The organism is Nonomuraea fuscirosea, from assembly GCF_035917475.1.
GTDB classification, from domain to species: Bacteria; Actinomycetota; Actinomycetes; order Streptosporangiales; family Streptosporangiaceae; genus Nonomuraea; species Nonomuraea fuscirosea.
Genome location: NZ_CP109074.1, coordinates 6,152,455 through 6,165,594, shown reverse-complemented (window position 1 = coordinate 6,165,594; position 13,140 = coordinate 6,152,455). Strand labels below are relative to the sequence as shown.

At 71.5% G+C, this 13,140-nt stretch carries 8 protein-coding genes; 4 read left to right on the top strand and 4 right to left on the bottom strand.

All coding sequences use genetic code 11. The features are described from left to right. Positions 1 to 6: 6 nt before the first annotated feature. The gene (locus OIE67_RS28090) at positions 7 to 1,884 is read right to left on the bottom strand and encodes a serine/threonine-protein kinase (RefSeq protein WP_326625999.1); all 1,878 of its coding nucleotides are present in this window, start codon (positions 1,882 to 1,884) and stop codon (positions 7 to 9) included. A 284-nt stretch (positions 1,885 to 2,168) separates the two neighbouring features. Here OIE67_RS28090 and OIE67_RS28085 point away from each other — a divergent pair, with 284 nt between their 5' ends. Then, positions 2,169 to 3,095, top strand: a complete 927-nt coding sequence (locus OIE67_RS28085) for a chorismate mutase (protein ID WP_326625998.1) — start codon at positions 2,169 to 2,171, stop codon at positions 3,093 to 3,095. Between the two features lie 72 nt (positions 3,096 to 3,167). Here OIE67_RS28085 and OIE67_RS28080 read toward each other — a convergent pair whose 3' ends face one another. Continuing rightward, the gene (locus OIE67_RS28080) at positions 3,168 to 4,175 is read right to left on the bottom strand and encodes an SGNH/GDSL hydrolase family protein (RefSeq protein WP_326625996.1); all 1,008 of its coding nucleotides are present in this window, start codon (positions 4,173 to 4,175) and stop codon (positions 3,168 to 3,170) included. 125 nt (positions 4,176 to 4,300) lie between these two features. Beyond that, complete coding sequence (locus tag OIE67_RS28075) at positions 4,301 to 5,662, bottom strand: amino acid permease (protein ID WP_326625994.1); 1,362 nt, start codon at positions 5,660 to 5,662, stop codon at positions 4,301 to 4,303. Positions 5,663 to 5,851: 189 nt separating this feature from the next. Between OIE67_RS28075 and dnaE the strand changes: the two genes are divergently transcribed. Then, the gene (dnaE, locus tag OIE67_RS28070; protein WP_326625992.1) at positions 5,852 to 9,379 is read left to right on the top strand and encodes a DNA polymerase III subunit alpha; all 3,528 of its coding nucleotides are present in this window, start codon (positions 5,852 to 5,854) and stop codon (positions 9,377 to 9,379) included. Between the two features lie 282 nt (positions 9,380 to 9,661). Beyond that, positions 9,662 to 11,044: an amidase gene (locus OIE67_RS28065; protein ID WP_326625990.1), complete on the top strand. Its 1,383-nt coding sequence runs from the start codon at positions 9,662 to 9,664 to the stop codon at positions 11,042 to 11,044. A 34-nt stretch (positions 11,045 to 11,078) separates the two neighbouring features. Here OIE67_RS28065 and OIE67_RS28060 read toward each other — a convergent pair whose 3' ends face one another. Continuing rightward, positions 11,079 to 11,597 carry a hypothetical protein gene (locus OIE67_RS28060; protein WP_106244636.1) on the bottom strand — a complete coding sequence of 173 codons (519 nt, stop codon included), beginning with the start codon at positions 11,595 to 11,597 and terminating at the stop codon, positions 11,079 to 11,081. Positions 11,598 to 11,660: 63 nt separating this feature from the next. Between OIE67_RS28060 and murA the strand changes: the two genes are divergently transcribed. Further along, entirely contained in the window at positions 11,661 to 12,971 is a 1,311-nt protein-coding gene (gene murA, locus OIE67_RS28055; RefSeq protein WP_245956061.1) for a UDP-N-acetylglucosamine 1-carboxyvinyltransferase, read from the top strand. Positions 12,972 to 13,140: the final 169 nt, after the last annotated feature.

Genomic DNA, 13,140 nt, shown 5'->3' with positions numbered 1-13,140 from the left:
CGCAGTCTATTTGGCGGGCACGAACGTCGCGCAGAAGCCCTCGAAGAAGTCGTAGTCCGCCTTCCAGTGGCTTTTCAGCGTGTGCCAGTAGATCGCGTACGCCTTGCCGTTCTCGGTGACGAAGCCCCGGTCGCGGACGCGGGTCGGCCCGGTGTTGGTGTTCCAGGTGAAGTCCCAGTCCGCGGCGGCCTTGTGGAAGCCCTCGACCTTCTTGATGCCGATCTTCTTGTAGCCGCCGAAGCCCTGCTTGAGCCGCGGCTCCTGCTTCTTCCAGTCCTTGTACGGGTCCTTGCCCGGCTTGGCCGCCTGCTCGATCATGACGTAGGCGTTGGACGCCGCGCCGGGGCCCTTGAACTTGACCTGCCTGCCGCCGCGCGTCCACACGTCCCACTTCGGGGGCAGCCCGAGGGAGAAGCCGAGCTTCTTGTCCGTGTACATCTTCCACCCGGGGGGCAGCGCGGCCTTCGCCGCGTCCATCGGGCTCTTCTTCTCGGGGGACGGGCTGGCCGGCGGGCTCGTGGTCGCGCTCGGGCCGGGCTCCTCGGCCGTCTCGGAAGGGGAGGGCGGCGGCGAGGAGGCCGTGCCCGTCGGCGACTGCGCCGGAGATTGTGCCGGGGACTGCGCCGGGGACGCCGTCGCGCCCGTCGCCCCGGAGGTGCGCGCGTCGTCCGCGGGCTCGTCGGGGGCCGAGCGCAGGCCGAGGTAGCCGCCGATACCGGCGACGAGCACGACCGCGACGGCCGCGGCGATGATCGTCCCGGCCTTGCGCTGCTGCTCGGGCCGTCCCGACTCGATCGTGGACGCGGTCTCCCGGCGAGGGGGATCGGCCGGCGGGCGCGGGATGCGCGCCCCGGTCTGGGGCGGCACCATCGGCTCCGGCTCCGGCGCCGCCGCGGGGATCAGGTCCGGGTCGGTCGGCGTGTCGTCCTCGACGGGGGCGTACGGGCGCCTGGCCTTGGCCGGCCGCTTCGGCGTGGTCGCGGCGGCCGGCCGCTTCTGCCTGGCCGGGGCGGGCACGTGCAGCTCCTGCGCCGCCGGGAACTGGGCGGTCGGGGGCGCGCCGGCCTGCGCGATGGCGTTGCGCAGCTGGCGCTGCGCCTCCTCGTACGTCAGCCGCTGCACCGGCTCCTTGTTCAGTAACCCGTGGATCACGCCTTCGAGCGGGCCCAGGTTCTGCGCCGGGTCGGGCTCGTCGGTGAGCACGGCGTGCATGGTCGCCAGCGCCATCCCGCGCTCGTGCGGCGAGCGGCCCTCCACCGCCGTGTAGAGCGTGGCTCCGAGCGACCACAGGTCCGACTCGCGCCGCGCGGGCAGCCCCTTGAGCCGCTCCGGAGCGATGAACGCCGGCGTGCCCGCCAGGCCCGTCACCGTGAGCTGCGTCTCGGTCTCCAGCGTGGCGATGCCGAAGTCGGTGAGCACGACCCGGCCGTCGTCGGCCAGCAGCACGTTCTCGGGTTTGACGTCGCGGTGCAGCACGCCCGCCTCATGGGCGCGGTGCAGGGCGTCGAGCATGGCCAGGCCGATCTCCGCCACCCTTGTGGCCGGCAACGGCCCGTCCTGCTTGATCACGGCTCCGAGGGAGCGTGACTGGACGAGTTGCATGACGATCCAGGGCCTGCCGTCCTCTTCGATCACGTCGTGAACGACGATCACGTTGGGATGCTCGAACCTGGCCGCCGCCCTCGCCTCGCGCATTGTGCGCCGGTTCAGCAGCTGCACCTCTTCGCCCAGGGCGGCGGCGTACCTGACCTCCTTGACCGCGACAGTGCGGTCGAGGAGCTCGTCGTAGGCTCGCCACACGATGCCCATTCCGCCCCTGCCGATGGGTTCCTGCAGCTGGTAGCGGCCGGCGATGCGGCGTCCGTCCTGCTTGCGATCCGACATCAACGGCCTCAAACCCTCCTCTAGGCCAAGAAATACTCCCATAGGCAGGGATCAACGGCGACTCGCGTGAAGGACAGTCCGCCATACGAGATGTGCTGCCCAGCAGGTGGAGACGGGGGTGTAGGGTTCAGATATGACTTGCCGTCGTTACGCGTTTACCGAGCCGGCTCCGGGAGAGCCGGTCGCAGGCTAGCGACCACCTGGAGTCGGCACGAGGCAGAGACACCCGTCTCTGCCTTTTTCGTTGTCCGCCGGCTCCTGGGCCGGCCGAGCAGGGAGTCAGGATGTCATCGACGTTGGAACGGCGCGCGGTGCCGGTGGGCGGGCTGCTCGTGGGCGAGGGGCCCGCCGTGGTGATCGGCGGCCGGGTGAGCCTGCGGGCGCGGCGCGGGCAGGCGGGCGCGGGGCCGGTGGCGATCGAGGGGGCCACCCTCGTGGAGCCGTACTCGGCGGACGACCTGCCGGCCATCGCCGAGCACGCGGACGCCGTGGTGGTGGGGGCGTCGTGGACCCGCGACATCCCGCTCGTGCGCGCGGCGGCGGGGCTCGGGCTGCCCGTGGTGGTCGAGCGGCGGCGGGAGGCGTCCGTGGCGGAGTGGCTGGAGCTGGCCGACTACTGCGCGGCCGAGGGCGACGGGCAGGTGATCCTGTGCGAGGGCGGCCGGCCTGACCTCGGGCTGATGCGGGCGGCCAAGGTCGCCTCCGGGCGTCCCGTGCTGGCCGACGTCTCCGCCGACGTCGGCCTGTCGGCCGCCGCCGTCGCGGCCGGCGCCGACGGGCTCATCGTCGGCTCCCCCGATCCGGCCTCGGCTCAGGGAACGGGTGCAGGAACGCCCTCCCTGGGCTCTGGGACGGGCTCAGCGGGCCCGGGGCCGGGCGCGGACCGGCTGGTGGCCGAGGAGGCGGTCGTGCTCGTGGGCGCGCTGCTCAGGGACGAGGCGCCGGCCACGCTGCCGGAGTGCCGCCAGGCCATCGACCGGCTGGACGCCGCGCTCGCCACGCTGCTGGAGCGGCGGGCGGAGCTGGCGGGCATCGTGCAGCGGATCAAGCCCGTGGGCGGCTTCGCGGGGCGCGACCTCGGCAGGGAGCGGGCCCTGGTCGCGCGGATGGCCGTTCGCGCGCCCGCGCTGGGCGAGGCGCGGCTGGCCCCGATCATGAACGCGGTCATCGAGGCGGGCCTGCACCTGGCCGAGGAACGCGCCGCCGAGTGACCCGCCGCCGGATCGCGGGCGCATGACGGGCGGCGGGCAGGCGGGCGGTCAGGCGGGCGGCCAGGCGGGCGGTCAGGCGGGGCCGGGGGTGACCAGGCGGTAGTTGTGCATCGGGCGGCCGGGGCCGGCGGCGACCTGCTTGGTGATGAGGTCGGCGAAGCGGCGGTAGCCCTCGCCCGTGGGGTGGTAGCTGCGCGCGTTGACCGTCAGCTCCTCCATGTTCACCGCCAGCCCGTTCAGGTACGGCTGCGGCTGCCCCACCTCGTGCCCGGAGAAGGCCGCGTAGGCGTCCACGTACTCGGCGCTGCCCGGCGCGCCGAACGCCGCGATGCCCCGGTCGAACTCCGCCACCACGGCCCCCACGGTGTCGTTGAGCCGCCGCGTCATGCCGTTCAGCCAGCGCTGGTCGGCCACGCTCATGTTGTCGACGCTCGCCACCGGGTGCTCGGGGAAGGGCCGGGGGTAGCCGAGCACGATGACACGGGCTCCTGGGGCGCGCACGCGCAGCTCCCGCAGCACCTTGCCCATGTCGGTGCGCAGCTCGTCGATGCGCCTGCGGACGGCGGTGTCCTGGTCGACGCAGGCCGACGACCACGGGATCTTGACGATGCAGCCGGTCAGCACCTTGCTGAAGCCGGCGTCGTTGCCGCCGATGCTGAGCGTGATCAGGCTGGCGGCGGGCCCGACGCGGGTGATCTGCGGCGGCTGGCCGTGCTGGCCGGTCAGGAGCTGGCGGGTGGTGGCGCCGCTGCAGGCGTAGAAGGCGGTGCCCCCGCCGAATTCGTAAGTCGCCGCCACCAGCGGCACGTACGAGCCCGTCGCCCGGTGGCAGCGCGCGGCCCCGTCGTTGACCGGCGACTTGTCGAGGTCGTAGACGCCCTCCCCGGAGGAGTAGGAGTCGCCGAGCGCGACGTACGTGCCGCCCTGGGCCACCTGCAGCGCCGTCATCGGCACCACCTTCGGCAGGTCGCCGCGCGGCTCCGCGGTCGTGGGACAGCCCGCGTCGAGCACGGCGCAGGCCAGCCTGGGGTAGACGCCCAGGGGCAGGCACGCCAGCGCCAGCGCGACGCCGATGGCCACCGCCGCCGAGATCCGGACGATCTTCCGTCTCGTCCCGTCCAGCGCGACCTCCCCGATGACGGCTCCCTCGTACGTGCGCCATCGAGACTACCCAGCCGATCATCCGGGCGGGCGTGTCGCGCGGGCTAGGCTTCGGCCTGGGCCGGGGCGCGGCGGCGGTAGACGGTGCGCCGCCACCAGCCCACGGCGATGGCCACGAACAGGCACGGCACCAGGTAGAACGCCAGCCGCTGGTCCGCGTCGGCGAACGGCATCAGCAGCACCACCAAGGCCAGGAACGCCAGCGTCAGCCAGTTGGTCCAGGGCGTGCCCGGCATCGGGAAGTCGGAGCGGTGACCCGTGCGGCGCAGCCGCAGCTGGCAGTAGACCAGCACGCCCCACGTGGTGATCACGCCCAGGGAGGCCACGGCCGTGGCGATGTTGAAGGCCCGCTCGGGCATGAAGTAGAACAGCACCAGCCCGGCCAGGAACATGGCCGCGGTGAACACGATGCCGCCGATCGGCACGTGCCGGGAGCTGAGGGCGCCGGCGAAGCGGGGGGCCTCCCGCTTCATCGCCATCGAGCGCAGGATGCGGCCCGTGGCGTACAGGCCGGAGTTGCACGACGACAGCGCCGCGGTGATCACCACGAGGTTCATCGCGTCGGCCGCCCACGGCACGCCCATGCCCGAGAAGACCGTCACGAACGGCGACGTGCCCGCCTCGTAGGACGTCCACGGCAGCACCATGCCGAGCAGCAGCACCGAGCCCACGTAGAAGATCGCGATCCGCCACACGACGCCGTTGATCGCCTTCGGCATGACCTCGCGCGGCCTGGCCGTCTCGCCCGCGGTGATGCCGACCAGCTCGATCGAGGCGTACGCGAACACCACCGACTGCAGGCTCATCAGCACCAGCGGGAACCCCGTCGGGAAGAAGCCGCCGTGCGAGACCAGGTTGTGCGGCCCCGCCTGACCCACCGCGAAGACCACCAGCACCAGCCCGACGACCAGGAAGACCGAGATGGCGAGCACCTTGAGCATGGCGAACCAGAACTCCAGCTCGCCGAACAGCCGCACCGACAGCAGGTTGACCGTCATGACGACGGTGAGGGCGAGCACGGCCGTCAGCCACTGGGGGAAGGCCGGGGCCCAGTAATGGACGTAGGCGGCGATCGCGGTCAGCTCGGCGATGCCGGTGAACGCCCAGTTGATCCAGTACATCCAGCCGCTGGCGAACGCGGCCCATGGACCGATGAACTCGCCCGCGTACTCGACGAACGAGCCCGACGCCGGGCGGTAGAGCACGAGCTCGCCCAGCGCCCGCATGACGAAGAACGCGGCCACCCCCGCGGCGGCGTAGGAGAGCACGAGCGCCGGCCCGGCGGCGGCCAGCCGGCCCCCCGCGCCGAGGAACAGCCCCACCCCGATCGCCCCGCCGATGGCGATCATCTGGATCTGCCGGTTGCCCAGGGCGGGCAGGTAACCCTCGTCGGTCTGCGTGCGCATCGCGTGACTCCTCGATGACCTAGCGTGACCACGAGGATATCGGCGCGGCCGATCGCGGCGGCCCCGGCGCGCCGGTCCCGCGGGCCGGCGCGAGCCTCCTCCCGCAGGTCGGGCCGGGGACCCGGAGTTGTCGGTGGCGGCCACTAGAGTCGGATCGCCCACCGATTCGAGACCGGGAGGCGCCGCTCCATGTCGTCCAGCGACTCGTTCGTCCACCTGCACGTCCACACCGAATACTCGATGCTGGACGGGGCCGCCCGGCTGGAGCAGCTGTTCCGGCAGGCCGGCGAGCTGGGCATGCCCGCCATCGCGATCACCGACCACGGCAACCTGCACGGCGCCCACGACTTCTACCGGCGGGCCACCGCCGCCGGGATCAAGCCGATCATCGGCATCGAGGCCTACGTCGCGCCGGGGCTGCGCCACGACAGGAAGCCGGTGCTGTGGGGCGAGCCGCACCAGAAGCGCGACGACGTCTCGGCGGGCGGCTACTACACCCACATGACGATCTGGGCGCGCGACAAGACGGGCCTGCACAACCTGATGCGGCTGTCCTCGCGCGCCTACACCGAGGGCTTCGTGCGCAAGTGGGCGCGGATGGACGCCGAGATCCTGGCCGAGCACGCCGAGGGCCTCATGGCCACCACCGGCTGCCCGTCGGGCGAGGTGCAGACGCGGCTGCGGCTGGGGCAGTACGACGAGGCGGTCAGGGCCGCCGCGAGATACCAGGAGATCTTCGGCAGGGACGACTACTACCTGGAGATCATGGACCACGGCCTCGACCTGGAGCGCCGCGTCCGCGACGGGCTGAGCAGGATCAGCCGGGAGCTGGGCATCCCGCCGCTGGTGACCAACGACTCGCACTACACCTACGAGTCCGACGCCGCCTCCCACGACGCCCTCCTGTGCGTCCAGACGGGTAAGCAGCTGTCCGACCCCGACCGGTTCCGCTTCGACGGCAGCGGCTACTACCTCAAGAGCGCCGGCGAGATGCGCGCCGCCGACTCCTCCGGCCTGTGGGCCGAGGGCTGCCGCAACACGCTGCTGGTGGCCGAGAAGGTCGATCCGGCCGGGTTCTTCCCGTTCAAGAACCTCATGCCGACCTACCCGATCCCCGAGGGCATGACGGAGAGCGAGTTCTTCCGCAGGACCGTCTGGGAGGGCATGGACCGGCGCTGGCCCGGCGGCTACGACGAGGAGCACCGCAGGCAGGCCGAGTACGAGATCGGCGTCATCGAGCAGATGGGCTTCCCGAGCTACTTCCTCGTGGTCGCCGACTTCATCATGTGGGCCAAGGCCGGCGGCATCCCGGTCGGGCCCGGGCGCGGCTCGGCGGCCGGGTCGCTGGTGGCGTACGCGATGGGCGTCACCGACCTCGACCCGCTCCCGCACGGACTGATCTTCGAGCGGTTCCTCAACCCCGAGCGCGTGTCCATGCCCGACGTCGACATCGACTTCGACGAACGCAGGCGCGGCGACGTCATCCGCTACGTGACCGAGAAGTGGGGCGCCGACAAGGTCGCCATGATCGCCACGTTCGGCACCATCAAGGCGAAGGCCGCCATCAAGGACGCGGGCCGCGTGCTGGGCTACCCCTACGCGCTCGGCGACCGCGTCACCAAGGCGTTCCCGCCCGCCGTCATGGGCAGGGACATCCCGCTCGCCGGCATCTTCGACCAGGACCACCCGCGCTACGACGAGGCCGGCGAGCTGCGCCGGCTCTACGACGAGGACGCCGACGTCAGGGCGACGATGGACCTCGCCAAGGGCCTGGAGGGCCTGATCAGGCAGACCGGCGTGCACGCCGCCGGCGTGATCATGTCGGCCGAGGTGCTGACCGACCACGTCCCGATCATGCGCCGCGACAGCGACGGCGCGATCATCACGCAGTTCGACTATCCGACCTGCGAGGCGCTCGGCCTGCTGAAGATGGACTTCCTGGGGCTGCGCAACCTCACCATCATGGACGACTGCCTGAAGCTGATCGAGGCGACCACGGGGGAGAAGGTCGACCTGCTGGGGCTGCCGCTCGACGACCGCAAGAGCTACGAGCTGCTGGCCACGGGCGACACGCTGGGCGTGTTCCAGCTCGACGGCGGCGGCATGCGCTCGCTGCTGCGCCTCATGCGTCCCGACACCTTCGAGGACATCTCCGCCGCGCTCGCCCTCTACCGCCCCGGCCCGATGGGCGCCAACTCCCACACCAACTACGCCCTGCGCAAGAACGGCCAGCAGGAGATCACGCCGATCCACCCGGCGCTGGAAGAACCGCTCAGGGACATCCTCGACACCACCTACGGCCTGATCATCTACCAGGAGCAGGTCATGGCCATCGCCCAGCGGGTGGCCGGCTACTCGCTCGGCGCCGCCGACCTGCTGCGCCGCGCGATGGGCAAGAAGAAGAAGGCGGAGCTGGACCGGCAGTACGCCTCCTTCGAGCAGGGCATGAAGGACAACGGCTACCCCGATGCCGCCGTCAAGGCGCTGTGGGACATCCTGCTGCCGTTCTCCGACTACGCCTTCAACAAGGCCCACACCGCCGCCTACGGCCTCATCGCCTACTGGACCGCCTATCTCAAGGCCAACCACCCGGCCGCCTACATGGCGGCGCTGCTGTCGTCGGTGAAGGACGACAAGGACAAGTCGGCCCTCTACCTCCACGAGTGCCGCCGCATGGGCATCAAGGTGTTCCCGCCCGACGTCAACGACTCCGACTTCGACTTCACCCCGCGCGGCACCGACATCCGCTTCGGCCTGTCGGCGGTGCGCAACGTGGGCGGCAACGTCGTCGACGGCATCATCTCCGCGCGCAGGCGGAAGGGCCGCTTCACCGACTTCACCGACTTCCTGCGCAAGGTGCCGGCCGTCGTCTGCAACAAGCGCGTGATCGAGTCGCTGGTCAAGTCGGGCGCGTTCGACTCGCTCGGCCACGTCCGCAAGGGCCTGGTCATGGTGCACGAGCAGGCGATCGACGCGATCATCGACATCAAGCGGAACGAGGCCATCGGCCAGGACTCCCTGTTCGGCGCGATCGACGGCGGCGAGGACCGGACCTTCGACGTGCGGATCCCGGTGGGGGAGTGGGACAAGACCACGCTGCTGCAGTTCGAACGCGAGATGCTCGGCCTCTACGTGTCCGACCACCCGCTGTTCGGCGTCGAGCACGTCCTGGCGGCCGGAGCCGACTGCTCCATCGCGGCCGTGCAGGACGAGAGCCGGGCCGACGGGCAGGTGGTGACCGTGGGCGGCATCCTGAGCGGGATGCAGCGCAAGGTCACCAAGAAGGGCGACACGTGGGTGCTGACCCAGCTGGAGGACCTTGAGGGCGCGATCGAGGTGATGATCTTCCCGTCGGCGTACCAGCTGTGCTCGACGATCCTGGCCGAGGACGCGATCGTGTTCGTCAAGGGGCGCATGGACAAGCGGGAGGACGTCGCCAAGCTGATCGCCATGGAGGTGACGGCGCCGGACCTGTCCCAGGTGACGGGCGGGCCGCTGCTGGTCAGCCTGCCGCTGCGGCGCTGCACGCCGCCGGTGGTGGAGCGGCTGAAGGAGATCCTTGCGACGCATCCGGGCCCGTCGGAAGTGCACCTCCAGATCCACAACGGCCCCAGGACGACTGTTCTGCGCCTCGATGATCGTCTCCGCGTCGCACCCTCCCCGGCTCTCATAGGCGAGCTCAAGCAGTTGCTCGGTCCCGCCTGTCTGGGCGCCTGAGTTCTTTTCCATCTTTACGGCTCCGCGGCGGCCGGCTCCTGCCGCCGCACGGGGCCGGGCTCTGTCCAGGGGGACGCTCACCAGGTGGGCGTGGCCGGCCGCCGTGACGCGCGCTCAGTGGGCCGGGTCCGTGGTGATGCAGGCACCACGGACGTTCCGCCATGACGTGCGCCAGTGGGCCGGGTTCCTGGTGGTGTGGGCAATGATCGCCTGTGGGAGGTGGTTGTTCGTGGGCAAGGGTCGCCGTCGCTCTCCGGGCGGGCTTGGGGCAGGATCGCAGGCGTGAGTGAACTGCACTACCTGACCGCGACCGAGCTGGCCCAGCTGATCAGGACCAGGCAGGTGAGCGCGGTGGACGTCGTCCGAGCCCACCTCGACCGCATCGACCAGGTCAACCCGCACGTCAACGCCGTCGTCACCCTCGTCGCCGACCAGGCGCTCCAAGCGGCCGAGACGGCCGACGCCGTGCTGCGGCGGGAGGGGCCCGCCGGGCCGCTGCACGGGGTGCCGGTCGCGCACAAGGACCTGGCCGACACGGCGGGCATCCGCACCACGTACGGTTCGCCGCTGTTCGCCGACAACGTGCCCGACCGGGACGACGTGGTCGTCCAGCGGCTGCGCGCGGCGGGCGCCATCACCATGGGCAAGACGAACACCCCCGAGTTCGGCACCGGCTCCCACACCGTCAACGAGGTGTTCGGGGCGACCAGGAACCCCTACGACCTGTCCAAGTCCGCCGGCGGCAGCAGCGGGGGAGCGGCCGCCGCGCTGGCCACCGGCATGGTGCCGCTGGCCGACGGCTCCGACATGGGCGGCTCCCTGCGCAATCCCGCGTCCTTCTGCAACGTGGTCGGCCTGCGGCCCACGCCCGGCCGGGTGCCCAGCCACTCCGACACCGCCGCCTGGTACACCCTGTCCGTGCCCGGTCCGATGGCCAGGACGGTCGACGACGTCACGCTGATGTTCGGGGCCATCGCCGGGTTCGACCGGCGCTCCCCGTACTCGATCAAGGAGGTCTTCGCGCCCGAGCCCGAGGAGGGCGTGGCGGGGCTGCGCGTGGCGTGGAGTCCCGACCTGGGCGGGCTGCCCGTGGACGAGCGGACGGCGGCGGTGACCGCGACCGCGCCCGCCGTCCTGGAGCGGCTCGGCGCTCATGTCGAGCAGGTGGAGCTGGACCTGAGCGGCGCGGAGGAGGCGTTCAGGACCTACCGGGCCTGGTTCTACCTGCTCGCCCACGGCGACAAGAGCGGGCTCGGGCCCAACACCGCCTGGAACGTCGAGCAGGGCCGCGGGGTCACGGGCGCCGACCTGGTCCGGGCCGAGGTGGCGCGCAGCGGCCTCTACCAGCGCATGGCGGCCTTCTTCGACACCTACGACGTGCTGATCGCGCCGGTGAGCCAGGTGCCGCCCTTCCCGGTCGAGCAGCCGCACGTGAGCGAGATCAACGGCGAGCCGCTGCCCGACTACCTGGCCTGGATGCGCTCGGCGTACTGGATCAGCGTCCTGCACGCGCCCGCGGCCTCCGTGCCGGCCGGGTTCACCGGGGACGGGCTGCCGGTGGGGGTGCAGATCGTGGGCAGGCCGTTCGAGGACGCCAGGGTGCTGCGGGTGGCGCGGGCGTTCGAACAGGCCACCGGCCACGGCCTGCGCAGACCACCCCTGTGACGGTGGTCCTGGAAGCGGGCAGGCTCGGCGCGCGTCAGCTCGGGCCGAGGCCGCCGTACGGCTGCCGCAGGGGCGAGTCGCGGTAGCCGTGCATGCCTTCGAGCAGCCCGAAGAAGCCCACGGCCAGCAGCGGCCACGACACCATCACGCCGGAGGCCGTCAGTTTGAGCGCGCCGGGGACGACCTTCACCCCGGGCGCCGCGGCGGCCTCGACCGTGACCGCGCCGATCGTGAACGTGGACCCGGTCCACAACGTCAGGAACGAGGCCAGCGCCCCGCCCGCGCACAGCCCCAGCAGCACGGGAAGCATCCAGCGCCGCCCCGAGAACCAGGCGACGCCCCCGCACAGCAGCCCGAGCCCGCCCGTGATCACCGCGAACCAGCCGTCGGCCGCGATCAGCGCCTGCGTGGTCGGGTCGGCCAGCACCGTGCCCCGCTCGGTGACCTGGTACGGAGCGCGAGGGGTCAGCCCTGACCAGAGCAGCCCGGCGGCGACCCCGAGAGCGGCGAGTGTGAGGACAGTTACCGCAAAAGCGCGTACTTCCCTCGTCACGCCACTCCCCCTCGCATGTACGGCCGAATCAGCTCGATGGTATCCCCCGGTTAGGCTCATTTCGTGATTGCAGAAGAGGTCTGGCTCATAGAACCCTCCGGCCCGCTCCGGGGTGACGTCGAAGTACGCGGATCGAAGAACGGCGTGTCCAAGCACATGGTCGCGGCCATGCTGGGCAACGGCGAGAGCAGCATCCACAACGCCCCCGAGGTGGGCGAGGTCGAGATCACCGCCGCCATGCTGCGCGCCCTCGGCATCAACGTGGACATCTCCCGTACCGAGATCAGGATCGAGCAGGGGCCCGAGATCGAGCCGCGGGTGCCCGCCGCGTTCACGGGCCTGAACCGCATCCCCATCCTCATGCTCGGCCCCCTCCTGCACCTGGCGGGGGAGGCGTTCGTGCCGCTGGTCGGCGGCGACCCGATCGGGCGGCGGCCGGTGAACTTCCACGTCGAGGCGCTGCGCGCGATGGGCGCCGAGGTGGAGGTGGGCGACACCGGCATCTACGCCAAGGCCAAGCGGCTCAACGGCACCAGGATCGAGCTGCCGTACCCGAGCGTGGGCGCGACGGAGACGATCCTCATGTCGGCGGTGCTGGCCGAGGGCAAGACGGTGCTGAAGAACGCCGCCATGGAGCCCGAGGTGGTGGAGCTGGCCCTGTTCCTGCAGCGGATGGGGGCCAGGATCGAGCTGTCGCCCGACCGCAGGATCGTCATCGAGGGCGTCGAACGGCTGCGCGGCGCCTCCACCTGGCTGACCGGCGACCGCATCGAGGCGTTCTCCTACCTGGCGGCGGGCCTGGTCACCCAGGGCGAGGTACGCGTGCACGGCTGCCCGCAGGACCGCCTGGTCACCGCGATCACCACGCTGGCCAGGATGGGCGCCCGGTTCGACATCAACGACGAGTACGTCTGCGCCACCGCGCCCCCCGAGGGCCTGCGCGCGGCGGCCGTGCAGACCGACACCCACCCGGGCTTCATGACGGACTGGCAGACGCCGCTGATGGTGCTGTTCACGCAGAGCCAGGGCATGTCGGTGCTGCACGAGACGGTCTTCGAGAACCGCCTGGTGTACGTGCCCGCGCTGCAGAAGATGGGCTGCGAGATCGAGGTGTTCGACCAGTGCCTGGGCGGGCCGGCCTGCCGCTACCACGACACCAACGCCCGCCACTCGGCCGTCGTGCGCGGCGTGTCCAAGCTCAAGGGCGCCGACGTGACGCTGCCCGACATCAGGGCGGGCTTCTCGGCGGTGCTGGCGGCGGCGGTGGCCGACGGGACGTCCACGCTGCGCGGCGTGCACCACATCGAGCGCGGCTACCACCGGCCGTTCGAGCAGTTCGCCTCGCTGGGGCTCAACATCACCCGCCAGCGGTGAAGCCAGGCGCGACGTCACCCGCCAGCGGTGAAGCCGACGCGACGTCACCCGCCAGCGGTGAGGCCAGGCGCGTCACACGAGCTCGACGTCGCGCGTCAACGGTGACGCCCGGGGCCCGAGGTGGCGCGTCAACGGTGAACACGCCCCGGTAAAGAGGTGCCAAGCGGGC

What these genes read in the sequence shown, in the direction of transcription:
- OIE67_RS28090 (WP_326625999.1), bottom strand. Translation starts at nt 1,884, where the DNA reads ATGTCGGATCGCAAGCAGGACGGACGCCGCATCGCCGGCCGCTACCAG.
- dnaE (WP_326625992.1), top strand. Translation starts at nt 5,852, where the DNA reads ATGTCGTCCAGCGACTCGTTCGTCCACCTGCACGTCCACACCGAATAC.
- OIE67_RS28075 (WP_326625994.1), bottom strand. Translation starts at nt 5,662, where the DNA reads ATGCGCACGCAGACCGACGAGGGTTACCTGCCCGCCCTGGGCAACCGG.
- OIE67_RS28085 (WP_326625998.1), top strand. Translation starts at nt 2,169, where the DNA reads ATGTCATCGACGTTGGAACGGCGCGCGGTGCCGGTGGGCGGGCTGCTC.